Here is a 22,360-nt window from a genome sequence, read left to right on the forward strand (position 1 = left end):
TCATTGAATTTCCACTCTAAGGGACAAGGCACATGGCACTGGCACACAACCTGGGTTTTCCACGCATCGGCCGCGATCGTGAGCTGAAAAAAGCCCAGGAAGCTTTCTGGAAAGGCGAACTCGACGAAGCCGGCCTGCGCGCCGTAGGCCGCGCGCTGCGTGCCGCCCACTGGCAGGCGCAAAAAGACGCTGGCATCGAGCTGCTGCCGGTCGGCGACTTCGCCTGGTACGACCAGGTCCTGACCCACTCGCTGACCTTCGGCGTGATCCCGGAGCGCTTTCGTGGCCAAAACGGCGCCAAGCCGACCCTGCACACCCTGTTCAGCATGGCCCGTGGCGCCGTGGCGACGGACCGCAGCGACAACTGCTGCGGCGGCGCCCACGCCCAGGAGATGACCAAGTGGTTCGACACCAACTACCACTACCTGGTCCCGGAATTCACCGCCGAGCAACAGTTCACACTGAGCTGGGAGCAGTTGTTCGAGGAAGTCGCCGAAGCCAAGGCGCTGGGCCATGCGGTCAAGCCGATGGTGCTCGGTCCGCTGACTTACCTGTGGCTGGGCAAGACCAAGGGCACTGAGTTCGACAAGCTGGAACTGGTCGACCGCCTGCTGCCGCTGTACGACGAGATCTTCAACCGCCTGGCCGCGCAGGGCGTGGAGTGGGTGCAGATCGATGAGCCGATCCTGGTGCTGGATCTGCCACAGAACTGGAAAAACGCCTACGAGCGGGTCTACAACATCCTTCAGCGTGCGCCGCTGAAAAAGCTGGTCGCGACTTACTTCGGTGGCCTGGAAGACAACCTCGGCCTGGCGGCGAATCTGCCGGTCGATGGCCTGCACATCGACCTGGTGCGCGCCCCCGAGCAGTACCCGACCATCCTCGACCGCCTGCCGGCCTACAAGGTGCTGTCGCTGGGCGTGGTCAATGGCCGCAACGTCTGGCGCTGCGATCTGGAAAAAGCCCTCGACGTGCTGCGTCATGCTGCCGAGCGTTTGGGTGATCGGCTATGGGTCGCGCCGTCGTGCTCGCTGCTGCACAGCCCGGTAGACCTGGCCCGGGAAGACCAGCTCGATGCCGAGCTGAGAAGCTGGTTGGCCTTTGCCGTGCAAAAGTGCCAGGAAGTCGCTGTGCTGACCAAGGCCATCAACCAGCCAGGCGCCGCCGACGTGCACGCCGCACTGGAAGACAGCCGCGCCGTACAGGCCAGCCGCGCTGCCTCGCCGCGCATTCACAAACCGGCTGTGCAGGCCCGTCTGGCGGCGATCAAGCCCGCCGACAGCCAGCGTCTGTCGGCCTTTGAGCAGCGCATCGTCAAGCAGCGGGCGGGGCTGGACCTGCCGGCGTATCCGACCACTACCATTGGCTCGTTCCCACAGACTTCGGCGATCCGTCTGGCGCGTCAGTCGTTCAAGCAGGGCACGTTGACCGAGGCCGAGTATGTCGAGGCCATGCACAGCGAAATCCGCCACGCGGTGCAAATCCAGGAGCAACTGGGGCTGGACGTGCTGGTGCACGGCGAGGCCGAGCGCAACGACATGGTCGAGTACTTCGCCGAGCAGCTCGACGGCTATGTGTTCACCCGCTTCGGCTGGGTGCAGAGCTACGGCTCGCGCTGCGTCAAGCCGGCGGTGATCTTCGGTGACTTGAGCCGCCCCCAAGCCATGACCGTAGAGTGGATCAAGTATGCCCAGGGCCTGACCCGCAAGGTCATGAAGGGCATGCTGACTGGCCCGGTCACCATGCTGATGTGGTCGTTCCCGCGTGAAGACGTCAGCCGCGAAGTGCAGGCCCGGCAGCTGGCGCTGGCGATTCGTGACGAGGTGGTGGACCTGGAAGCGGCGGGCATCAAGATCGTGCAGATCGACGAAGCTGCTTTCCGCGAAGGCCTGCCGCTGCGCAAGAGCGCCTGGGCCAATTACCTGGAGTGGGCCACCGAAGCCTTCCGCCTGTGCGCCTCGGGGGTGCGTGATGAAACCCAGATCCACACCCACATGTGCTACAGCGAGTTCAACGATGTGATCGAGTCGATCGCGGCGATGGACGCTGACGTAATCACCATCGAAACCTCGCGCTCGGACATGGAGCTGCTGGAGGCGTTCGAGAAGTTCGACTACCCGAACGAGATCGGCCCTGGCGTGTACGACATTCACTCGCCGCGGGTGCCGAGCCGTGAGGAGATGGTCAAGCTGCTGCGCAAGGCTGCGCAGCGCATTCCCGCTGAGCGTCTGTGGGTCAACCCCGACTGCGGCCTGAAGACCCGTGGCTGGCCTGAGACCGAGGCGGCGCTGGTGAACATGGTCGCCGCTGCGCGCGAGCTGCGTGGTGCGGCGGTGGCTTGAACAGGTAGTTGAGCAAAACAACGGGACGCACTGCGTCCCGTTTTGCGTTGTGCGGGCTTAGATCGATTCTGAACTGGGGGTTGTTGGGGCCGCAACGCAGCCCCAAAAATCTCACTGGCGAAAAATCACTCGCGCTCGATCGCCAACGCCACGCCTTGCCCGCCGCCAATGCACAAGGTCGCCAGCCCCTTCTTGGCATCGCGCTTGATCATCTCGTGCAACAGCGTGACCAGCACCCGGCACCCCGAAGCCCCAATCGGATGCCCCAGGGCAATCGCGCCGCCGTTGACGTTGACCCGCGCAGCATCCCACTCCAGCGATTTACCCACCGCCAGCGCCTGAGCGGCAAACGCCTCGTTGGCTTCGATCAAGTCCAGATCGCCCAGCGTCCAACCGGCCTTGGCCAGGCAACGCTGGGTCGCCGATACCGGCCCGATGCCCATGATCGCCGGATCGACCCCGGCACTGGCATAACCGGCAATTTTCGCCAGCACCGGCAGGCCCAGCGCCTTGGCTTTGTCCGCACTCATCAGCAGCACCGCCGCAGCGCCATCGTTGAGACTGGAGGCATTGCCCGCCGTCACGCTGCCATCCTTCTTGAATGCCGGGCGCAGTTTGGCCAGCGACTCGGCCGTGGTGTCAGCGCGCGGTTGTTCGTCACGGTCGACCACTTTCGGCTCACCTTTTTTCTGCGCCAGCACGATCGGGGTAATTTCATCTTTGAAGCGCCCAGCCTCGATGGCGGCAATCGCCTTGCGCTGGGATTCAGCGGCAAAGGCGTCCTGCTGCTCGCGGCTGATGTCGAACTTGTCCACCAGGTTCTCGGCCGTGATGCCCATGTGGTAATCGTTGAACGCATCCCACAGGCCATCGCTGATCATGCTGTCGATCAACTGCCCATGGCCCATGCGTTGGCCGCTGCGCGCCGATGGCATGACGTAGGGCGACAGGCTCATGTTCTCCTGGCCGCCCGCAATCACCACCTCGGCATCGCCACAGCGAATCGCCTGGGTGGCCAGGTGCAGTGCTTTGAGGCCCGAGCCGCAGACCTTGTTCAGGGTCAGCGCCGGTACTGCGAACGGCAGGCCGGCCTTGACCGCCGCCTGGCGCGCGGGGTTCTGCCCGGCGCCGGCGGTCAGCACCTGGCCGAGGATCACTTCATCGACCTGGGCGGGGTCCAGCCCGGCTTGCTCCAGCAGGCGCTTGATCACCGCAGCGCCCAGCTCGACCGCTGGCACGCTGGCCAGCGCCCCCTGGAAACTGCCAATGGCCGTACGGGTGGCGGCGACGATGACGACTTCATTCATTTTGTTGTTCTCCATGAAGGGTGGGGCGCCAGGACAGCGGCGCATTCCCACCAGCATCGGCGGGATTGGTTGATTTGTTAAGTTTGTTTTTCTTTGTGATTGATCTGAAATGCAAATGAATGGTCCCCGGGGGCAGCAGCAGTGGCAGCCAGCATCGCCAGGCATTCGCAGCTACGCTAGATGAGCTTGGCCGCGCCGCGTGCTGTTTCACTCTCACTGGAGCTTATCGTCATGCGTACCCTGATCCTGCTCACGTTGCTGCTTGTCAGTGGCCTTTCCCTCGCCTCGCCGCAATGCACCACCGCCGAGAAAAGTACCTGGCAAGACCCAGAGAAATTCCAGACCCAGCTCAAGGAGCAGGGCTACAAGATCAACAAGTTCAAGGTCACCAAAGGCAACTGCTACGAGATCTATGGCTTCGACAAGGATGGCCGCAAGGTCGAGATCTATCATGACCCAGTCACTGGCAAGGCGGTGAAAACCGAGATCGAAGACTGATGCCAGCCGCCAGGGTGCGGCTGTGGGATCCGCTGTTGCGCGTTTGTCACCTGTCGTTTGCCGTGGTGTTCTTCGCCAATTATTTCTTCAATGAAGAAGGCGACGATTGGCATCAGTGGCTGGGTTATTACGCGCTGAGCTGCCTGTTGCTGCGGCTGCTATGGGGTTTCGTTGGCCCGCGCAGTGCCCGTTGGGTGGACTTTTGGCCGACCCGTGTGCGCTTGGCGGCGCACGCTCGGGCGCTGCTGCGGGGTGAGCCGTATCACCGGTTGGGGCATTCGCCGATTGGCGCGTTGGTGATGCTGGCGATGCTTGGCTGTATCGCCGGGCTTGGGCTGACTGGGTGGTTGTCGCAGGAAGTCGACGCGCTATGGGGCGCGGATTGGCCGGTGGATGTGCACAGTGTGCTGGCCAATGCCTTGTTGGCGCTGGTGTGCGTGCATGTGTTGGCGGCGCTGGTCGAGAGTGTGCGGCTGGGTGAGAACTTGCCTTGGTCGATGATTACCGGGTGGCGGCGGGGGCCTGGGGATCGGTGAATGGGGCTGCTCTGCAGCCCTTCGCGGCGGTTCGGCGTCCCGACAAGCCCGCTCCCACAGGTACTGCGCTACCCTCAAGGTCTGCGCTACCCCTGTGGGATTGGTGAATGGGGCCGCTTGCGGCCCTTCGCGGCGGTTCGGCGTCCCGACAAGCCCGCTCCCACAGGTACTGCGCTACCCTCAAGGTCTGCGCTATCCCTGTGGGATTGGTGAATGGGGCCGCTTGCGGCCCTTCGCGGCGGTTCGGCGTCCCGACAAGCCCGCTCCCAAAGGTACTGCGCTACCCTCAAGGTCTGCGCTATCCCTGTGGGATTGGTGAATGGGGCCGCTTGCGGCCCTTCGCGGGCAAGCCCGCTCCCACAGGTACTACGCTACCCTCAAGATCTCCGCTACCCCTGTGGGAGCGGGCTTGCCCGCGAAGGGCTGCAAAGCAGCCCCATTGACCATCAGTCACACAGCGGGGCACTGATGGGTAACGCAGTGAATCCCGCCACCCCCGGCTGCAATCGCATCGATATCCAGCTGCACCACTTCGCGCCCTGAATACAGCTTCACCAGCAAGTCACGCGCCTTGCCCTCCGCACGTTTGTCGCCAAACTGCGGCGCAATCACCGCTCCGTTGATCACGAAGTAGTTGATATACCCCGCCGCAAAATCCGGATTGCCGCAGCTGTACTTGCTGCGCCTGGGCGCCAGCGGCGGCGATACGGTGTGAATTTCAAGCGGGCGGCCGTCGGCATCGGTCGCGCCCTTGCGCCTGCCTGGGCCTGCCTGGTGCATCGCGATAGCCAGGATGATCCGCTGGCGCGGCAGTTTCTGGCGTGGTTGCGGGGTGAGCTGGCGGACTGAGGGTGTCTGGGCTGGCCTCATCGCGGGGCAAGCCCGCTCCCACAGTTGCTGCGCCGCTGCGACATGTCCCGCGATGTGGCCGGCAGCCTTTTGCATCACTCAATCACCCCGTAATATGTGTCGGATAACCTGCGGGGGTAGTCTCACCCTCTGATCAACGGATCCGGCCCATGCGGCGCGGCTCCTCAGCATAAACCTGACGAGGTACAGACATTGGCCATCATTCATCCCAAGGTTCGCGGTTTCATCTGCACCACGACTCACCCCAAGGGCTGCGAGCTCAACGTCCGTGACCAGATCGAAGCCACCCGCAAGCTGGGCGTGCGCGAGGATGGTCCGAAGAAGGTCTTGGTGATCGGTGCTTCCAGCGGCTACGGCCTGGCAGCGCGCATCACCGCCGCATTCGGCTTCAAGGCCGACACCCTGGGCGTGTTCTTCGAAAAGCCGGGCACCGAAACCAAGCCAGGCACCGCCGGCTGGTACAACGCCGCCGCGTTCGACAAGTTCGCCAAGGCCGAAGGCCTGTACAGCAAGTCGATCAATGGTGATGCCTTCTCCGACGAAGCCCGCGCCAAGGTCATCGAGCTGATCAAGAACGAAATGGGCGGCAAGGTCGACCTGGTCATCTACTCGCTGGCCTCGCCTGTGCGCAAGCTGCCACAGACCGGTGAGCTGGTGCGCTCGGCGCTCAAGCCAATCGGCGAGCCGTACAAGTCGACCGCGATCGACACCAACAAAGACACCATCATCGAAGCCAGCATCGAGCCTGCCACCGAGCAGGAAATCGCCGACACCGTGACCGTCATGGGTGGCCAGGACTGGCAGCTGTGGATCGATGCCCTGTCGCAGGCCGACGTGCTGACCGACGATGCGCGCACTGTCGCCTTCAGCTACATCGGCACTGAAATCACCTGGCCGATCTACTGGCACGGTGCGCTGGGCAAGGCCAAGCAAGACCTGGACGAAACCGCCAAGCGCCTGAACAAGCAGGTCGGTGGCGGCGCCAACGTGGCCGTGCTCAAGTCGGTAGTGACCCAGGCCAGCTCGGCCATCCCGGTGATGCCGCTGTACCTGTCGATGGTCTTCAAGATCATGAAAGAGAAAAACGTCCACGAAGGCACTCAGGATCAGCTCGATCGCATGTTCCGTGATCGCATGTACCGCGCCGATGGCCAGCCGGCCGAGCTGGACAGCGAAGGCCGCCTGCGCCTGGACGACTGGGAGCTACGCGACGACGTTCAGGACGCCTGCAAGGCCCTGTGGCCGCAAGTGAGCACCGAGAATCTGTTCGAGCTGACCGACTATGCCGGTTACAAGAAGCAGTTCCTCAACCTGTTCGGTTTCGAGCGTCAGGATGTTGACTATGATCAAGACGTAGCCACCGACGTACGGTTCGACTGCGTCGAGCTGTAAGCAAGCCATTGACCGTGCACCTGTTTTCCCCAGGTGTACGGTTCCCGCCTGGGCTTGTTAACATCTTGCAACACATTATCTGCTGGCCATTTGATATGGCCGCCATCTATACCGCAGTTATTGGCCGGGCAATTTCGCCGTGGCCTGGGAGGCGGTATGAGTGCACTGCAAAAACTACAAGAACGCATAAGGCGAAAAGGTCTCAAGCGCACCTTCAAGACGCTGTTCGAACGTTACGTGTTTTTCCACTGGGAACTGCTGTGGATGGAACGCGATTTGATCAGCCCCGTCCCCCCTTGCAAGCTTAAAGAGCACCCGCCGGTCACCCTGGTGGAAATCACCACCGACAATGCCGATGCCTTCGCTCGCCACTTTGGCGACCGCGTCGAAACCATGCGCGAACTGGCCGCTGCCGGGCATACCGGGCACATGTACCTGGACGAGCAGGGCGATGCGATCGCCTTCATCTGGGCCAGCGTGGTCGACTATCACGACAAGCACTATTACGGCTGCACCTTCCCGGTCAAACCGGGGGAATTCTTCGAGTTCGGCGGTGAAATGATCCGCCGCTACTTTGGCAGTGAGCTATCGGTGACCGCCCAGGTCGCACTGTGGAACACCATGCGCGAGAAGGGCTGCCACAAGGTGGTGGATGTGGTCGAGACGCACAACGTGCCGGCGATGAAACTGCACCTGCGCATGGGCTACCACGAGCAGGGCCGGGTGATGCATGTGTACGGCCTGTTCGGCCGCTTCAAACTGTTCCGCGAGAGCCACTATCACGGTTCGCGCCTGGAAGTGCTGCGCAAGCCAGGCGTGGCTCGCGCCCTGTCGACGACCTGAGGGGATGGCTTGGCGCTGATTTTTTGCTAGCGTTGGCGGACAACAATTCGTGTGTCCGCCTTTTCCTGTAGGCGCGACGCCGCAGGGAGCGCGCCATGAGCAGCCTCACTCAACCCGCCAGTGCCTTTCGCCAGCCAGCCGCCGATGGTTACAGCCTCGGCGGTTTCCAGTGGCGTCATGCCCAACCCGATCCCCAGCGTCCGCTGGTGATCATCAATGCCGCGACCTCGGTGCGCTGTCGTTACTACTCGCGTTTTGCCGACTACCTGTTTGCCCAGGGCTTCGATGTGCTGACCTACGATTACCGTGGTATCGGCGAGTCACGGCCGGCGTCGTTGCGCGGGTTCAGTGCTTCGTGGAGCGACTGGGGGCGGTTGGATTTCGAAGCCATGTTGCAGCGCGCAGCCGAGCAGTTCGCAGGGCAGCCCGTGGATGTGGTGGGGCATAGCTTTGGCGGCTGGGCGGTTGGCCTGGCGCCGTCTGCCGAGCAGGTGCGGCGGGTGGTGATGGTCGGCGCGCAGTTTGCCTACTGGCGCGACTATGCGGCGCAGCAGCGCTGGCAGTTGTTTGGCAAGTGGCATGTGCTGATGCCGTTGTTGACGCGGGTCTATGGCTATTTCCCGGGCAAGCGGCTGGGCTGGCTGGAGGATACCCCGGCAGGGGTGGTGGAGGACTGGAGCACGCGCACGCCGCGCTTTGAGCACAGGCCCAGTGCACGCTCGCTGGACAGCTTGCCGTTTGCCCAAGTGCGGGCAGCGACATTGGCAATCAGCCTGACCGATGATCCGTTTGGTACGGTGGCGGCGACTGAGCGTCTGCTGGGGTACCTGACCCACGCCGAGCGGCTGCATCTGCGGGTGGCGCCTGGGGATATCTCAGTGGATGAGATCGGCCATTTTGCGTTTTTTCACGATCGTTTTCGCGAGGCGCTGTGGCCGATTGCCCTGAGGTGGTTAGGGCAGGGGGAGCTGGGGGCTGAGGTGCCGGGGCAGATCATCAGCTGATGGAGGCAGCTCTGGCCTCTTCGCGGGCAAGTCGCAGCGGCGCACCGCCGCTCCTACAGAGCACTGTTGGAGCGGGATTTACCGCGAAGCGAATCAGGCCAGACGCTTGAGCGGCTGCTCAGCGAACTTGACCCCGGCCAGACCATGGGCGATCAGCGCGCGGATATTGCCGTGGTCGCTGCCATCAGGCGTGGCCACTACGCTGCGGTAGTGCTCGCCAAACGCCAGCAGCGCCTCTTGGTCGCTCAGGCCTTCGAGCAATGCCAGGCCCAAGGTCTTGCAGGAGCCTTCGTTTTGCCCGGCAGCGTTCTCCACGCCGCCATTGCTGAACGCTTGAGGGTGGTAGCTGTAGTGCTCGGCAATGAACGCCAGGGTATCGGCAAAAACGTGTTCGCCGCTGGCAAGGCTGGCGCGCAGGGTGTTCAGATCAGTCACGAGGTTTTCCTTGTTCGAACGCCGCTTGCTGCTCGGCGCTGGCTTCTTTCTGGTATTGGGCTTTCCACTGGGCATAGGGCATGCCGTACACCGCTTCGCGGGCGTCATCCATGCTCAGCTCGATCTGCTGCTCGTCGGCTGCGGCCTTGTACCACTTGGACAGGCAGTTACGGCAGAAACCGGAGAGGTTCATCAGGTCGATGTTCTGCACGTCGGTACGTTTTCGCAGGTGTTCGACCAGGCGCCGGAACGCGGCGGCTTCGAGTTCGAGTTGTTGTTGCGCGGTCATGGGAGCTTCCCTCAGGTCATGCGGTTCTTCAGATGGCGGCCACCATTGATGACCACCTGGCTGCCAGTGCTGTACTGGCTGTCGAGCAGGTATTTGACCGCCTCGATCAGCGGCCCGGCGCCGGGTTCGAACTCCAGCAGGGCTTTTTTCAAGGTTTGCTGGCGGTAGGCTTCGTCGCCACCTTCCTTGAGGATCAGCAAGCCCGGCAGGATACCGTTGACGCGCACCTTGGGCGCGTATTTCTCGGCAAACGACAGCACCATGTTCTGCAGCGCAGCCTTGGTCGCGGCGTAGCCGATGTGGCTCTTGCTGCCGCGTGAGGAGGTTTCGTCGCAGATGTGAATGATATCGGCCTTGTCGACCTTGGCCAGCAGTTCACCCAGGGCCAGGTTGAGGTGGTAGGGCGCCTCGACATGCAGGCGGAACATCATGTCGAGGTTATCCAGGCCGTCATCGAGCCACACCGAGGCGTTGTGGATGATCGCCCGCAGCCCGTCGTAGTGGGTGTGCAGGTGCTCGATCAGCGCCTGGCGGTCGGCCTGCTGGCAGAGGTCGGCGCGGAACTGGACGATGTTCGGGTGCGCCGACTGCGCAAGAATGCTGCGACTGGCACTGACCACCGTATGGCCGGCCTGTGCCAGTTCAAGCGCCAGGGCCAGCCCTACGCGTTGGCTGGCTCCGGTTACGAGGATAGGGCTATTCATGTTCGGGGCAGTCTACTTGTCTGTGCGTGCAGTGATGCACCAGCATACCCGAACTGTCTGCCTCTTGCGTGGCGTGCCTCAGCGGCTGCGCAGCCCTCGTGCCGGTTGGCTGGCGTTGGCCGGCGTCGGGTGCAGCCAGGGGGCCAGCAGACGGGTCGACAACGGGATGAACAGGTAGACCATCACCGGCGTCAGGGCCAGGGTGCTGAGCAGCACTCTGGGCACCAGGTCGAGTGGCGCCAGCCAGTGGCCGAAGACCACGTTGAACAGCAGCGAAACCGGAAAGAACGCCAGCCAGATGGCGACCGCTTGCTTCCAGCGCGGCGGTTTTTGCACCATATTAGTGCCAAACCAGTCATCAATGCCGCTGACGCGCGTCTCTTTGGGGCGTTCGAACAAGCCATCACCGCGTTGCAGCCAGGCGCGCCGCGACGCGGAATGCTCCCAGCTGTGCAGGGTCTGCTCGTTGGTGAAACGGAAGATAATCTGGAATTCATCGCCCTCGGCGGGCGGTGCGAGAATGCCCGAGCCCAGGTAGCCGGGGAAGTCGGTGGCCAGCTGCTCGCCTTCATGCAGCCAGGTCAGTAGGTCCTGGTAGCGGCCATGGGCGGCGCGGCGCGACACCATCAAGGTGACGGGTGGGGTAGACATCGTGTATCTCCTGGCGACGAGGCTGGCGGGTAGCTGGCCCCTTGGCTTCGTCGCCCGGGGTGGTGGGCGACGCAAGCAGGCTTGCAAGAATCGGGCGCGATTATCGCGGATATTTCATGACCCGTCAGTTTCAGACGGCGAACGGGATACACTGAGCACTGTGTGCAAGCGGGCGTAAAATGCCTTTCAATTACCTGAGACAGGGCATCTGGGCGCATGAACAAGCAGCTATCGGCCTCAACCAGCGCAGCTGATCTGGACTACCAGCAGCTGTATCCGATCCGCGAGGTGGCGAAGTTGACTGGCGTTAACCCCGTGACCCTGCGCGCGTGGGAGCGCCGTTACGGATTGATCCAGCCGACTCGCACCGACAGCGGCCATCGCCTGTATTCCCAAGCGGACATCGACGATATCCGCAGCATCCTAGGTTGGCTGGAACGCGGTGTGGCAGTGAGCAAGGTCGGCAGCATCCTGGCCCGCGGTCAGGCGTTGGCGCAGGACGGCTGGGCTGCTAGCAACGCCGATGAACGCGTGCGCTGGCGTACCGAAGTGCGTGAAGCTGTGCAGCGCTTTGACGGCGCCAGCCTCGATCGGCTGTTTGACCAGGTGTTTGCCAGCAATGCCCTGGATCCGGTGTTCGATGAGGTGTTCATGCCGGTCTGGCACAGCCTGCGTGCAGGTCACGCAAGTTTTGGACAAATGAGCGAGTGGGCGTTTCTCGACCAGTTTCTGCGGGGGCGGGTGCTGATGCGCCTGCAACTGTCACGTGGCCCGCGTAATCGGCGCATAGTGCTGGCGCCGCTGAGCAGCGGAGCGCTGGAGCTTGAGCTGCTGGTCGCAGGCTTGCTGCTGAGCAGTGATGAAGTGAGCGTGGTGGTGCTGGCGCCAGGGCAACCCCTGGATGAGCTGACGCTGGTTTGCGAGCGCTTGAGCCCGGATGCCTTGGTGCTGTTTTCCAACCAACGGCCTACCGCTGAGTTGGGCAAGCGACTGGCGCGATGGGTGTTGGGCCTTGGCTGTCCGCTATTGCTGGCTGGAGAAGTAGCAGAAATGGCCCAGGATCATCTGGCCGGCAGTCCCGTGGCTTGCCTGGGCGCCAACGGCAGCCTGATGCGCAAGCGCCTACGCCAGTACCTGGCGGGTCAGCTCGATACCTGAGTATGCAGCTCGGGGTGGGCCAGGCGATGGGCCTGGAGGATGTACTCACGCAGGCGTTCGATCTCGTGCGCTGGGCTGCGGCTGAGGTCGTAGGCGGCCAGGTCACGGCCAATGCGTCGGCGCAGCACGCCATGCAGGCCGATCGCCGGGATGCCTTCGGGGGCGAAACGCAGGTCGAAGCGTGATGGCGCTTGGGCCAGACCACGGATTTCCACCAGTGCACCCTTGAACGAGATGTCCCTGACCCACAAGCCGCTGTGTTCGCCATGCTCGCCCAGCAGCGCCGAAGGCTGTTCCATCGACAGCCGCCAAGGGCGCAGCATCGGGCCATCTTCGTAGATTTCCGGAGAACCTACCTGCAAGTGCAGGGCGTGGAATTCGTCCTCGACCAACTGCAGCGGGAAGCTGATCTGCTGGTTGTTGAACTGCGCCTGCAGGGTGACCTGTTCATTGGCCACCAGGCGGGTCAGCAACTGCTGGATCTGCGGGTCGCCATTGACCAGCAGGCTCGACATGGAGTCGGCCAGGTTCAACTGCGGCGAATGCTGCATATCCTGGATGAAATCCATTTCGTCCTGGGTCAGGAGGGCGTTTGCGTGCATGATCGAGCTCGAGAGTGGCGATTTCTTCAACGTGATTGACCGCGTCCGAGGCGCTTGGTTCAAGCGTGCAGTTGAGATTCCAGTTCAGCCAGGCGAGCGCGCGCGTTATCCAGCTCACGTTGCAGCTCGACCTGACGGCTGACGTCCTTCTGGATACCGATGAAATAGGTACGTTTTTCAGCGGCGTTGTGCACCGGGGTTATCGACAGTTCGTTCCAGAACGCGCTGCCATCCTTGCGGTAGTTGCGCAGCACTTCACGGCACGGCTGGCCTTCTTTCAAGGCTTTGCGAATGCGCGAGCGGGCAATCTGGTCGCGATCGTCACCCTGCAAGAAGCGGCAGTCCTGGTAGAGAATCTCATCGCGCGCAAAGCCTGTGAGGCGTTCGAATGCCGGGTTCACGTAGATCAGGATGGTGTCTTCATCGCCTTCTTGTTCAGCGATGACGATCCCGTCGTTGGAGGCATCGATCATGGATTGCAGCAGGTGCGCGTTGATCATCTTTGGACCATTGGCAGAGGAGGGGACTTTTGGCTTAGGCGGCCTTTTGCTATCGCCGGATGCTAGTATCCTACGTTTTCACTCAGTTTCGGAATCCTCTTTCAGATGAAAGTCGCCATTATTTCCGGGTCGGTGTATGGCACCGCCGAAGAAGTTGCTCGTCATGCCCAAGCGTTGCTCAAGGCGGCAGGCCATGAAGCCTGGCACGCCGCGCGGGCTACCTTGCAGGATATTCAAGGGTTTGCCCCGGAGGCATTTTTGGCCGTCACCTCGACCACCGGCATGGGCGAGCTGCCGGATAACCTGATGCCGCTGTACAGCACCCTCCGCGACACCTTGCCGGCAGCCTGGCGTGGCTTGCCAGGTGCGGTGATCGGCCTGGGTGATTCGAGCTATGGCGACACCTATTGCGGCGGTGGCGAGCAGATGCGCGAGCTGTTTGCTGAATTGGGCGTGCGTGAGGTGCTGCCGATGTTGCGCTTGGATGCCAGCGAAACCGTGACGCCGGAAACCGATGCCGAGCCGTGGTTGGCGGAGTTTGCCGCTGCCCTCAAGGGCTGAGTCTGGTGCTGGCCTCAAACCTGCTCGCGCAATAGGTTCAACCAGGCCTGCGCCGCCCGTGACAGGTATGCCCCGCGGCGCCAGATAAAAGCGATATCCCAACGCAAATAGTCCGGCGCCAACAGCGGCAAACGCACCACCCCAGGGCGTTCCAGCGCCCGTGCCACCACCCGGGGCAGCAACACCACCCCCTGGCCAGCGGCAACCAGCGCGGCAAGAAAGTCCGCCTGGCCGCTGCGCCCGCCTTCTTTAGGGGTGAACCCCACCTGCTGGCAGGCGCTAAGCAAGCGGTCATTGAGCACGAAACTGCGCTGATACAGCAAAAACGGCGTTTCGGCCAGTTGGCGCAACTCGACCTGAGCCAGCCCGGCAAGCGGATGATCCGCCGGCAGCAGGGCATCCAGCGGTTCATTGCAGAATGGCTGGTACTCAAAGTCGCCATCGCTCGGCGTCAGGCTACCGCCCAGCTCCAGCTCGCCGCTTTTGACCGCCTGCTCCACCGTGCGGCTGCCGCCTTCCAGCAATTGGATGGCGATGTTCGGATGCCGGCGCCGGTATTCGGCGAACAATCCGGCGAACAGCGCATCGCTACCCAGCAGTGGCAAGCCCAGGCGCAGTTCGCCACGGGCCATCTGGCTCAGGTCATCCAACTCGCTTTGCAGTTCCTGACGCTGGCGCAGCAGCGCCTCGCCGCGCTCCAGGACAATTCGCCCAGCCGCTGTCAGGTGCAATTGCGAGCCCTGCCGCTCAAGCAGCGGCTGGCCCACATCTTGCTCCAGCTGGGCGACCTGCTTGCTCACGGCTGATTGGCTGATATGCAGGGTCAGCGCGGCCTGGGTGAAGCCACCGCGGTGCACCACCTCGATGAAGCTGCGCAGTTGTTTGAATTCCATGTTCTGAATTCCATTTTGGAATGGGCTTAAGTCTAACAATTCGCTTCTGGCCTAGGCAGGCAAATTTTACAATGGGCACCTGCTCGAGGAACCCCGCCCCATGAACGCCCTGTTGTTGAAGAAATTCGCCCGCCTGCTGATTGAACTGGCGGTGCTGCTCGTTTTGTTTCTGCTCGGCGGCCAGCTCGCCGTGTGGTTCGGCTGGCCCATCCCCGGAGGAGTGATGGGGCTGGCGCTGCTGCTGGTGTTGTTTGCCAGCGGCATTCTCAAGCCGGCCATGCTGCAACTGGGCGCCGGCTGGCTGATGGCCGAGATGCTGCTGTTCTTCATCCCTGCGCTGATGAGCCTGCTCGACTACGGCAGCCTGCTGCGCGACGAGGGTTGGCGCATTCTGCTGGTGATCGCCGTGAGTACCCTGCTGGTGATGGTGGTCACGGCGGTGACGGTCGAGCTGGTGTGCCGCTGGAGCCTGCGCCATGAGTCTTGAGCCCATGCCGCTGTTCTGGCTCGCGCTGACCTTGCTGGCCTATCTGGGCAGCCGCTGGCTGTACCGGCGCAGCGGGCGCTATCTGCTGTCTCCGTTGATCCTGGTACCGGCTTTGCTGTTGGCGGTGGCGCTGCCGTTGCATACCGCCTATGCCGAATATGCCCGCAATACCCACTGGCTGATGGGCGTGCTAGGCCCGGTGACGGTGGCCTTCGCCGTCCCCATCTGGCAGCAGAAGGCTTTGCTGGCGCGGCACTGGCCGGCGTTGTTGGTGGGTATGCTGGCCGGTAGCGCCGCATCGATCGCCAGCTCCTGGGGCCTGGCCCATTGGCTGGCGCTGGATGATGCGGTCAGCCTATCGTTGCTGCCGCGCTCGATTACCACGCCTTTTGCCATGCCCCTGGCGCGTGACTTGGGTGGAGTACCGGAACTGACTGCGGTGTTCGTGATGTTCACCGGCGTGCTCGGCGCCATGTTCGGCGGCATCTTGTTGCGCTACCTGCCGCTGCGTACGCCCCTGGCGCGTGGTGCGTTGTTCGGGGTCGGTGCGCACGGCGCCGGGGTCAGTCGGGCACAGGAAGTGGGCCGCGAAGAAGGTTCTGTGGCCGGCTTGGTCATGGTCTTGACCGGGCTGCTCAACCTGTTTGCCGCGCCCTTGCTGGCGATGCTGCTCTGACCGTTCATACACCTGACCTGTTAGGTCATCAAGCTGGCTGCCAAGGTAAGTTCCGCCACTGCTCGCGCTGACTAGACTGTGCCTCGACGCGACATAGAGAGCACATGTAAGTGCCGAGGTGACATGCAATGACCGCAGCCTTGCCGTATTCCTTCACCCCCAACCTCCCGGGACCACTGTGATGCCTTTGGCCGAAATTCCATTGTGCGTCTGGCGAACCCGGGGTCAGAGTTTCTCATTCCGGGGCCAGAGCATCCGCTACTGGACAGCAGGGCAAGGAGAGCCACTGCTACTACTCCACGGTTTTCCTACCGCCAGTTGGGACTGGCACTACCTGTGGGCGCCCCTTGCGCAGCGTTTTCGCGTTATCGCCTGCGACATGATCGGCTTCGGCGATTCCGCCAAGCCCCTGGGGCACAGCTACAGCCTGATGGAGCAGGCTGATCTGCAATTGGCGTTGCTGGCTCATTTGAAGATCGATCAGCCTGCGCATCTGCTGGCCCACGACTACGGTGGCAGCGTGGCCCAGGAGCTGCTCGCGCGCCATCATGAAGGGCGTGCCGAGATCGCCAGCTGTGTGTTCCTCAACAGCGCCTTGTTCCCCGAGCGCTGCCCATTGCTGCTGGTGCAGAAGCTGCTGCTCAGCCCCCTGGGGTGGCTGGTGGGGCGCTCGTTTGGCCGCGACGATCTGGTGCGCAATGTCACCCAGGTGTATGGCCCTTGCACCCACCCCAGCGAGAGCGCACTGGATGACAGTTGGAGCCTGATCGTTTCCAACCGAGGCACGCGGATCCTGCACAAGTTGATGAGCTTCGTCCCGGAACGGCGCTTTTACCGCGAGCGCTGGGTGGGGGCGCTGCAACATGACGGGGTGCCGCTGCGCTTTATCAACGGTGCCGTCGATCCGTTGTCCGGCGCGCACATGGTCGAGGCTTACCGCCAGCAGGTCCCCGATCCGGACACCGTGCTGCTGCAGGGCATAGGCCACTATCCGCATATCGAAGCACCGGTACAGGTGCTGCGCCACTACCTGGCCTTTCGTGAGCAGCCGATGAGCTATCTGCCGCAGAAGGTCGCCTGGTCGTAGCGCCAGAGTGCAGGCCGGTGGCAACCATCGGCCTGTCTTATCGCTCATCATTCAGCTCCAGTGCGCTTGATTGTTCCGGGCACTTGGCTGGCCGACACTGCCTTAAATCCAATCACCCTGTGGAGCCATGAGCATGAGCGAGCCCGTACGTCTGCAAGATCGAGTGGTGATCGTCACAGGGGCCGGTGGCGGTCTGGGCCGGGCCCATGCCCTGTTGTTCGCCGCGCACGGCGCCAAGGTGGTGGTCAATGACCTGGGCGGCAGCACCCATGGCGAAGGCGCCAGTGCCTCGGCGGCGGATCGGGTGGTCGAGGAGATTCGCGCTGCCGGTGGTACCGCGGTGGCCAACCACGATTCGGTCACCGATGGCGGGCGCATCGTCGAGCAGGCCCTGGACAGCTTTGGCCGGATCGATGTGCTGGTGAACAACGCCGGCATCTTGCGCGACAAGACCTTCCACAAAATGGACGACGCCGACTGGGACCAGGTCTATCGGATTCATGTCGAAGGCGCCTACAAGGTCACTCACGCCGCCTGGCCGCATATGCGCGAGCAAAACTGGGGGCGAGTGATATTTACCGCTTCGACCTCGGGCATCTATGGCAATTTTGGCCAAGCTAACTACGGCATGGCCAAGCTCGGTCTGTATGGCCTGACCCGAACGTTGGCCATTGAAGGGCGCAAGCACGGCATCCTGGTCAATGCCATCGCCCCTACCGGTGGTACCCGGATGACCGAAGGGCTGATTCCCCAGCAGGTGTTCGAGCGCTTGAAGCCCGAACTGATCAGCCCGCTGGTGGTGTACCTGGGCAGCGAGCACTGCCAGGACAGTGGCCAACTGTACGAAGTAGGTGGTGGCTGGATAGGCAAGCTGCGTTGGGAGCGCAGTGTGGGCGTAGGGTTCGATCCGCGTGAAGGCTTCACCCCCGAACAGGTCGCCGATCACTGGGCGCAGATTGGTGATTTCGAAGGCGCGCTGCATCCCGAAGACAGCTTGCAGGCGTTGCAGCAAATGATGGCCAATCTGCAAAAATATCCGCTGAGTTGAACAGCAGATTCTTGCAGGCATAAAAAAGGCCGCTGCAAGCGCAGCGGCCAATCGAGACGTTAGATCAAGGAGCTTCAAAATCAACGTCGGTGAACCTGGGGTGGCGCGAAAGGCGGGGGGGAGGGCCCTTCGCGCTAACCAGTGAGATAAGAATAAGCGCTTGATCCTGTGGGAAAAATAGTCGCTTCTGACATTCTCTATTACATCATGGGTGATAATCGCGCGGCTCTGGGTCGCGATTATCCAACAGTGCTTCAACCGCAGGCGCGTATCGCGCAGACGCCTATTCCTGGATCCAGGAAGGGTTTCCCCTTTCTGTGTCGTACAGCTCGAAAAGCAGACTGCAACTCCACACAACCTTCGGAGTTCGCCATGCTTTCCGATACTTTGTTTCCAGACCTGTCGTTCCTGAAAACAGCTACTTCTCCTACCTCATACGAAGAAATGTTGGCGCAGGTGTCGTTGCTTGCTGTCGCCATTCAGGGGCAGCTTGCAGATGCACCGCGTTTTGCCGCAGAGCCGCAGGCTGAATCTACGGAGCCCGCGCTGCTTACGGTTGAGCAATTCGACGAGCGTTGGGGGGAGTGGCGAGACGCCAATGACCAGTGGTGGCAGGAGCAAGCGCATTTTTCCTCAGGCCGTCTGCGTAACCAGTTGAGGGACTTGTTCGAACTGGAAGTGGCCATACTGGCAATAACTGAGCCGTCGATCCGGGAGCGGGTGGAAGCGCTGTGGAGTGGGCAGGCGGATATCGACCTTGGTCAGGTCATTGCCAAGGCGGGCGAGATCAAGGTGCGTTTACCGGGTTGCTTCGTTTATACCGCTGATTTCGACGTTGCCAGTCACGGTGGTGAAGATTTCCTCGTGTATGGCCTGGGTTGGGGGGCCTGGTTCAGTGCTGAGCCGGTAACGCTCGCGGCTCGGGTGCAGCAAGCCCTGCTGGCGGGCGAGCCATGGACGCTGACGATCCCGGCTGCGCTACGCACTGCTGTACGGGAGGGCGCCGCGCTGGAGTTGAGCTTCGAGGAGGTTGATTACTCGGTATCGCGCAGAATGCTCGAAGACCTGCAGGACTTGCAGATTCAGCTACTGGGCGAGGTATCCCGGCACCCCTCCAACGATCAGCTGTCGCTCAGCAGGCTCAACGCCGCTATACGTCTGGATAGCTGGGTTAGCCAGGTACAGGACCGCGTGGCCAGCTATCTCAAAGCCTACCGACTCAGCACCCAGGTGCAGTGGGTGACTGAGCTTGAAGGTGACGAGCTGGCTCACTATGCGGCGCTGGAGCAAGCCAAAATCGATGCACAGACAACGTTCGACGACCATTTGGGCAGTCTTGCGGACTATCGGACGTTTGCCGCAGCGCGGATCAGGGCATGGCTGGAGGCAAATGCCGACGGCCTGCGGATCGCCCCGGAAAAAACCCAACTGACAATTCATCGACTCTTCAGCAACGCCCGAGGACAGCGTAAATCCACGGTGCTGGACTGGGTTATCAGTGGCGGCTATGACGGCTATGACCTGTTCGTCGAGCCTTCGGCCCCGGATCTGGAAGAGGTTTTAACCCATGCTGTGCTGCAGAGAATGATCAATCAACTCAATCTGCGCGAGAGCTACTACCGCGAAGTCAGCGCGGCTTATCAGGATGCACAAACCCAGGCGCTGCTAGGTGAGCTTATCCGCGCCGAGATGCTGTTTGCGGCATTGGCTGCGCTGCACGCTGAGGTGTTGCCTGCGCCGACCTACGCCAACCTCATCGCCCTGCTCGAGGATGATCAGCCCACTGCTGAGCTGCAGGTGCACCGGCTGCAACTGCGCGAGCAGTATTTAGATGGCGTGGTTGCCTTTGCCACTGACGAGTCCTTCATTCTTTATGCCCCAGGCTCGCCAGGCGGTCACTTCCAGCGCTTCGCCAATGAGCGGGAGCTGGTCGAGGCGGTCTTCGAGATGCTCAATAACCCTGTTGGCATTGCCTACCTGCTGGAGCGTATTCCTGTGCAGCACCGGCAACCGGTGCAAGAATTCGTCCATCGGGTAGAACCCATCACCTGGCGTCCGACTATCATCGGCCTGCAGCCACACGACGGTGGTTTGCGCCAGATGCTGCTTGAGGGGCGGCTCTCGGTCCATCGCAGCAATCGGCTTCAGGCAACACCTCAATGGTATCTCGAGGCGAGCCAGGAAGACCGGCAGCACTTGGACTTCCTGGACAATCAACTGGCTGCCCTGGAGGCGGATTACATCGCCAGTAATGGCATGCAGACGCTGTTGGATTTTGCCCATGATCAAGCCTCTGACCGGATCAATGGGTATCCCGGCAACAGCGGGTTCTGGATTGACCCCGACACGGTCAGGGTCGAGTCATCCGAGGGCGCGCTGAGCTTCACCCAATGGATGGCGTGGGGGTATCCGACAGGCTTCAATTTCGCAGGGTTTTCCACCCTCAGTTCAACCCGCGGACAAGACCTTTCGCACCTCAACCTGTCCTTGTTGGCCAGTGCCATCCGTGGCTTCAGCGGCCAGGTACGGGAGCAATACAGCACACGTCTGGAAAACCGCTACCTGGCCGATGACCGCCCCCAACGCGAGCGTCAGCTCAGGTTGCATGGGTTGGTGATGAACGTGAAGCTGCGCCGCGATTTCTTGGCGGCAAGTCTACAGGGCTACCTTGATGACACCGACGCAAGCTGGTTGAAAGAACTCGCTCAGACGCCGGTTGAGATAGACATTCTGGATAACGTCCGGCTAGGCAGGTTGGCCTTCCACCGTGGTGAATACCGATTGGTCGACGGCTGCTATCTGTTAGAAAACACGGCAGGTGAGCGATTCGTTTACCTCAGTGACCCGGCCAATGGTCAAACTGTACGCACGTTCATGGACATTGCCTCAAGCTGGTACAGGGAAAATCTCGGCCCATACTTTACCAGCCGGGTTATTCACTCCGATAAAGCTGCCATGAGGGCGCTGGATAGCGATCGCTGGGAAAACGGTAAACAAGTGGTGCTTGATGCGCTTCCTCATCTGGTCGACCGGATCGATAGCTGGGAGAAGGATCACCAAAGGCGTGTTCAGCATCTGCTTGACGATGCGCGGTCACAAACCACCAGCGTCGCGAGCCGGGTTTTTGAAACGGTCGACCTGATCGGCAGCAAAGTGGCCAGTGCCTTGTCCCTCGGGTTCCCGCCAATCGCTGCTGTTATCAACCTGATTCAGGCAGTCAGGGACTTCTCCAAGAGTTACACCAGTTGGTGGGATGGGGAAAAGCTGACGAGTGCCTTTTTCTTCCTGCTAGGGATCACCGGCGTTGCGTCGGCGACGGGCGTCACGAGCGTAGTTAGCGCTGGCCTTGCCGCCGCTTGGAGCAAGTTGCGCCCGGGTCCATCGGGACCGGCAGTCGAGTTGCTGAAGGCGTGGTTCAAAGAGCTCGCGTCTCCATACGGTCTCAAGACTGCGAGTGCCGCTAGCAGCCTCTTCACTGATGAGTTTATCGACTTTATCAAGCCGATATTCGCTGAAAATGAACCACCGTCGGTGTTGTCGTCCAAGTAAATCCGCCTAGCGCTGATAACCCATCCGCCTGCTGACTGCCTCCACGGCAGCCAACAGGCGCTGTGCCGCAGGGCCCTGCTCATCGGCGTGGAAGATCGAAGTCGGGCCGACCACAGTCATCACCGCAGCGATCTGGCCCATGGCGTTGAACACCGGCGCTGACAGGGCATCCACCCCCGGCATCAGCAAGCCGTGCACATGGTGCAGACCACGCTCGCGTATCGCCTCCAGCAGGGGGGCATAATCACTGGCGCTCTGCTTGAGCATCGCCAGTTCCCGCTCCAGCAAATCCTGCGTCTCGCGCGCCGGCAGATGAGCGGCGAATACCAGCCCGGTCGATGAACTGAGCAGCGGCAGCACCGAGCCGATCTGGGTCACCACGGTTACCGCGCGCACCGCCGGCTCGATACTGACCACCGTTGCCCCCTGATTACCCCACACCGCGATGAAGCAGCTCTCATTGAGCTCGTCGCGCAATTGCGACAGCGGCAGTGCGGCCACCTTGAGCACATCGATGCTGCCCAGCGCCGCCATCCCCACGCGCAGTGCTTCACGTCCCAGCCCATAGTGGTTGGTGCTTGGGTCCTGCTCGGCAAAGCCGCTGGAGATCAGTGCCTGCAAGTAGCGATGGACCTTGCTGGCAGGCATCTGCACGTGTTCGGCCAGGCGCGACAGCGAGGTCGAGGGCGACAGTTCGGCGAGCGCCTTGAGAATGTCGGTACCGATTTCCGCCGAGCGGACCTTCTGCTTGCCGGTGTCGGCAGGGTTGCGGGCGGTGGTCATGGGGCTGGGCATCCGGGGAAGACTGAGGGCGTCTTTATAGCTTGACGCCTTGATCCAATCAAATTACGTTATTCGTAATCTGATTACGATAAAAACAATGCAGACGCGCTACCGGTGCTTGCCGCATGGGCAATTGAGCTGGCAG

Annotated in this window: 22 protein-coding genes and 1 pseudogene; 13 read left to right on the forward strand and 10 right to left on the reverse strand. The window is 61.9% G+C overall.

The annotated features are described in order from the left end of the window. Positions 1-32 precede the first annotated feature (32 nt). Positions 33-2,342, forward strand: a complete 2,310-nt coding sequence (gene metE, locus ACI2JX_RS10485) for a 5-methyltetrahydropteroyltriglutamate--homocysteine S-methyltransferase (RefSeq protein ID WP_404690039.1) — start codon at positions 33-35, stop codon at positions 2,340-2,342. A gap of 125 nt (positions 2,343-2,467) precedes the next feature. On the opposite strand, the gene ACI2JX_RS10490 is transcribed toward metE, so the two are convergent. Continuing rightward, positions 2,468-3,649: an acetyl-CoA C-acetyltransferase gene (locus ACI2JX_RS10490; protein ID WP_404690040.1), complete on the reverse strand. Its 1,182-nt coding sequence runs from the start codon at positions 3,647-3,649 to the stop codon at positions 2,468-2,470. A gap of 231 nt (positions 3,650-3,880) precedes the next feature. Between ACI2JX_RS10490 and ACI2JX_RS10495 the strand changes: the two genes are divergently transcribed. Then, complete coding sequence (locus tag ACI2JX_RS10495) at positions 3,881-4,147, forward strand: PepSY domain-containing protein (protein WP_186553722.1); 267 nt, start codon at positions 3,881-3,883, stop codon at positions 4,145-4,147. Beyond that, complete coding sequence (locus ACI2JX_RS10500) at positions 4,147-4,683, forward strand: cytochrome b/b6 domain-containing protein (RefSeq protein ID WP_404690041.1); 537 nt, start codon at positions 4,147-4,149, stop codon at positions 4,681-4,683. The genes ACI2JX_RS10495 and ACI2JX_RS10500 overlap by 1 nt, the downstream gene beginning before the upstream one ends. 450 nt (positions 4,684-5,133) lie before the next feature. On the opposite strand, the pseudogene ACI2JX_RS10505 reads toward ACI2JX_RS10500, so the two are convergent. Beyond that, positions 5,134-5,436 (reverse strand): annotated as a pseudogene (locus ACI2JX_RS10505) (agmatine deiminase family protein); the annotation flags it as partial. Between the two features lie 309 nt (positions 5,437-5,745). Between ACI2JX_RS10505 and fabV the strand changes: the two are divergent. The 3 genes from fabV (at position 5,746) to ACI2JX_RS10520 (ending at position 8,792) form a co-directional block, all read left to right on the forward strand. Beyond that, positions 5,746-6,945 (forward strand): enoyl-ACP reductase FabV, encoded by a 1,200-nt coding sequence (gene fabV / locus ACI2JX_RS10510; protein ID WP_264236396.1) that lies wholly within the window; start codon positions 5,746-5,748, stop codon positions 6,943-6,945. Positions 6,946-7,101: 156 nt separating this feature from the next. Then, entirely contained in the window at positions 7,102-7,788 is a 687-nt protein-coding gene (locus tag ACI2JX_RS10515; RefSeq protein WP_404690042.1) for an N-acetyltransferase, read from the forward strand. Between the two features lie 95 nt (positions 7,789-7,883). Continuing rightward, a complete protein-coding gene (locus ACI2JX_RS10520) occupies positions 7,884-8,792 on the forward strand; it encodes an alpha/beta fold hydrolase (protein ID WP_404690043.1) in 909 nt (302 codons plus the stop codon). Between the two features lie 93 nt (positions 8,793-8,885). On the opposite strand, the gene ACI2JX_RS10525 is transcribed toward ACI2JX_RS10520, so the two are convergent. From ACI2JX_RS10525 to ACI2JX_RS10540, 4 genes are all read right to left on the reverse strand, one after another. Next, on the reverse strand, positions 8,886-9,227 hold the full coding sequence (locus tag ACI2JX_RS10525) for a HopJ type III effector protein (RefSeq protein ID WP_404690044.1): 342 nt from the start codon (positions 9,225-9,227) through the stop codon (positions 8,886-8,888). Then, entirely contained in the window at positions 9,220-9,516 is a 297-nt protein-coding gene (locus ACI2JX_RS10530; protein WP_264236399.1) for a DUF1244 domain-containing protein, read from the reverse strand. Before ACI2JX_RS10530 ends, ACI2JX_RS10525 begins: the two co-directional genes overlap by 8 nt. 11 nt (positions 9,517-9,527) lie before the next feature. Continuing rightward, entirely contained in the window at positions 9,528-10,220 is a 693-nt protein-coding gene (gene folM / locus ACI2JX_RS10535; RefSeq protein WP_264236400.1) for a dihydromonapterin reductase, read from the reverse strand. Between the two features lie 78 nt (positions 10,221-10,298). Then, complete coding sequence (locus tag ACI2JX_RS10540; protein WP_264236401.1) at positions 10,299-10,871, reverse strand: antibiotic biosynthesis monooxygenase; 573 nt, start codon at positions 10,869-10,871, stop codon at positions 10,299-10,301. A gap of 216 nt (positions 10,872-11,087) precedes the next feature. Here ACI2JX_RS10540 and ACI2JX_RS10545 point away from each other — a divergent pair, with 216 nt between their 5' ends. Continuing rightward, a complete protein-coding gene (locus ACI2JX_RS10545; RefSeq protein WP_404690045.1) occupies positions 11,088-12,029 on the forward strand; it encodes a MerR family transcriptional regulator in 942 nt (313 codons plus the stop codon). Here the strand turns inward: ACI2JX_RS10545 and ACI2JX_RS10550 are convergent. Next, the gene (locus ACI2JX_RS10550) at positions 12,014-12,631 is read right to left on the reverse strand and encodes a hypothetical protein (protein ID WP_368972254.1); all 618 of its coding nucleotides are present in this window, start codon (positions 12,629-12,631) and stop codon (positions 12,014-12,016) included. The two genes, ACI2JX_RS10545 and ACI2JX_RS10550, sit on opposite strands and share 16 nt — an antisense overlap. Positions 12,632-12,690: 59 nt before the next feature. Further along, a complete protein-coding gene (locus tag ACI2JX_RS10555) occupies positions 12,691-13,131 on the reverse strand; it encodes a PAS domain S-box protein (protein ID WP_404690046.1) in 441 nt (146 codons plus the stop codon). Positions 13,132-13,236: 105 nt separating this feature from the next. Here ACI2JX_RS10555 and ACI2JX_RS10560 point away from each other — a divergent pair, with 105 nt between their 5' ends. Beyond that, on the forward strand, positions 13,237-13,692 hold the full coding sequence (locus ACI2JX_RS10560) for a flavodoxin (protein ID WP_264236406.1): 456 nt from the start codon (positions 13,237-13,239) through the stop codon (positions 13,690-13,692). Positions 13,693-13,706: 14 nt separating this feature from the next. On the opposite strand, the gene ACI2JX_RS10565 is transcribed toward ACI2JX_RS10560, so the two are convergent. Then, positions 13,707-14,585: a LysR substrate-binding domain-containing protein gene (locus tag ACI2JX_RS10565; RefSeq protein WP_404690047.1), complete on the reverse strand. Its 879-nt coding sequence runs from the start codon at positions 14,583-14,585 to the stop codon at positions 13,707-13,709. A gap of 100 nt (positions 14,586-14,685) precedes the next feature. On the opposite strand from ACI2JX_RS10565, the gene ACI2JX_RS10570 reads away from it, so the two are divergent. From ACI2JX_RS10570 to ACI2JX_RS10590, 5 genes are all read left to right on the forward strand, one after another. Further along, the gene (locus ACI2JX_RS10570) at positions 14,686-15,072 is read left to right on the forward strand and encodes a CidA/LrgA family protein (RefSeq protein ID WP_186553741.1); all 387 of its coding nucleotides are present in this window, start codon (positions 14,686-14,688) and stop codon (positions 15,070-15,072) included. Continuing rightward, a complete protein-coding gene (locus ACI2JX_RS10575; protein WP_264236408.1) occupies positions 15,062-15,748 on the forward strand; it encodes an LrgB family protein in 687 nt (228 codons plus the stop codon). The genes ACI2JX_RS10570 and ACI2JX_RS10575 overlap by 11 nt, the downstream gene beginning before the upstream one ends. A gap of 181 nt (positions 15,749-15,929) precedes the next feature. Then, positions 15,930-16,835 (forward strand): alpha/beta fold hydrolase, encoded by a 906-nt coding sequence (locus ACI2JX_RS10580; protein WP_186553743.1) that lies wholly within the window; start codon positions 15,930-15,932, stop codon positions 16,833-16,835. Between the two features lie 133 nt (positions 16,836-16,968). After that, the gene (locus ACI2JX_RS10585) at positions 16,969-17,883 is read left to right on the forward strand and encodes an SDR family oxidoreductase (RefSeq protein WP_264236410.1); all 915 of its coding nucleotides are present in this window, start codon (positions 16,969-16,971) and stop codon (positions 17,881-17,883) included. Between the two features lie 372 nt (positions 17,884-18,255). After that, a complete protein-coding gene (locus ACI2JX_RS10590) occupies positions 18,256-21,432 on the forward strand; it encodes a hypothetical protein (protein ID WP_404690048.1) in 3,177 nt (1,058 codons plus the stop codon). Positions 21,433-21,438: 6 nt separating this feature from the next. On the opposite strand, the gene ACI2JX_RS10595 is transcribed toward ACI2JX_RS10590, so the two are convergent. Then, positions 21,439-22,215: an IclR family transcriptional regulator gene (locus ACI2JX_RS10595; RefSeq protein WP_404690049.1), complete on the reverse strand. Its 777-nt coding sequence runs from the start codon at positions 22,213-22,215 to the stop codon at positions 21,439-21,441. Between the last annotated feature and the right edge of the window lie 145 nt (positions 22,216-22,360).

The sequence above is a fragment of the Pseudomonas sp. NPDC088890 genome (genome assembly GCF_044900155.1).
Classification (GTDB): Bacteria; Pseudomonadota; Gammaproteobacteria; order Pseudomonadales; family Pseudomonadaceae; genus Aquipseudomonas; species Aquipseudomonas urmiensis.

Bases quoted from the DNA above. Each gene is read 5' to 3' on its own strand.
- metE (WP_404690039.1), top strand. From the start codon at position 33: ATGGCACTGGCACACAACCTGGGTTTTCCACGCATCGGCCGCGATCGT.
- ACI2JX_RS10490 (WP_404690040.1), bottom strand. From the start codon at position 3,649: ATGAATGAAGTCGTCATCGTCGCCGCCACCCGTACGGCCATTGGCAGT.
- ACI2JX_RS10495 (WP_186553722.1), top strand. From the start codon at position 3,881: ATGCGTACCCTGATCCTGCTCACGTTGCTGCTTGTCAGTGGCCTTTCC.
- ACI2JX_RS10500 (WP_404690041.1), top strand. From the start codon at position 4,147: ATGCCAGCCGCCAGGGTGCGGCTGTGGGATCCGCTGTTGCGCGTTTGT.
- ACI2JX_RS10515 (WP_404690042.1), top strand. From the start codon at position 7,102: ATGAGTGCACTGCAAAAACTACAAGAACGCATAAGGCGAAAAGGTCTC.
- ACI2JX_RS10520 (WP_404690043.1), top strand. From the start codon at position 7,884: ATGAGCAGCCTCACTCAACCCGCCAGTGCCTTTCGCCAGCCAGCCGCC.
- ACI2JX_RS10530 (WP_264236399.1), bottom strand. From the start codon at position 9,516: ATGACCGCGCAACAACAACTCGAACTCGAAGCCGCCGCGTTCCGGCGC.
- folM (WP_264236400.1), bottom strand. From the start codon at position 10,220: ATGAATAGCCCTATCCTCGTAACCGGAGCCAGCCAACGCGTAGGGCTG.
- ACI2JX_RS10540 (WP_264236401.1), bottom strand. From the start codon at position 10,871: ATGTCTACCCCACCCGTCACCTTGATGGTGTCGCGCCGCGCCGCCCAT.
- ACI2JX_RS10545 (WP_404690045.1), top strand. From the start codon at position 11,088: ATGAACAAGCAGCTATCGGCCTCAACCAGCGCAGCTGATCTGGACTAC.
- ACI2JX_RS10550 (WP_368972254.1), bottom strand. From the start codon at position 12,631: ATGCACGCAAACGCCCTCCTGACCCAGGACGAAATGGATTTCATCCAG.
- ACI2JX_RS10555 (WP_404690046.1), bottom strand. From the start codon at position 13,131: ATGATCAACGCGCACCTGCTGCAATCCATGATCGATGCCTCCAACGAC.
- ACI2JX_RS10560 (WP_264236406.1), top strand. From the start codon at position 13,237: ATGAAAGTCGCCATTATTTCCGGGTCGGTGTATGGCACCGCCGAAGAA.
- ACI2JX_RS10565 (WP_404690047.1), bottom strand. From the start codon at position 14,585: ATGGAATTCAAACAACTGCGCAGCTTCATCGAGGTGGTGCACCGCGGT.
- ACI2JX_RS10570 (WP_186553741.1), top strand. From the start codon at position 14,686: ATGAACGCCCTGTTGTTGAAGAAATTCGCCCGCCTGCTGATTGAACTG.
- ACI2JX_RS10575 (WP_264236408.1), top strand. From the start codon at position 15,062: ATGAGTCTTGAGCCCATGCCGCTGTTCTGGCTCGCGCTGACCTTGCTG.
- ACI2JX_RS10580 (WP_186553743.1), top strand. From the start codon at position 15,930: ATGCCTTTGGCCGAAATTCCATTGTGCGTCTGGCGAACCCGGGGTCAG.
- ACI2JX_RS10585 (WP_264236410.1), top strand. From the start codon at position 16,969: ATGAGCGAGCCCGTACGTCTGCAAGATCGAGTGGTGATCGTCACAGGG.
- ACI2JX_RS10590 (WP_404690048.1), top strand. From the start codon at position 18,256: ATGCTTTCCGATACTTTGTTTCCAGACCTGTCGTTCCTGAAAACAGCT.
- ACI2JX_RS10595 (WP_404690049.1), bottom strand. From the start codon at position 22,215: ATGACCACCGCCCGCAACCCTGCCGACACCGGCAAGCAGAAGGTCCGC.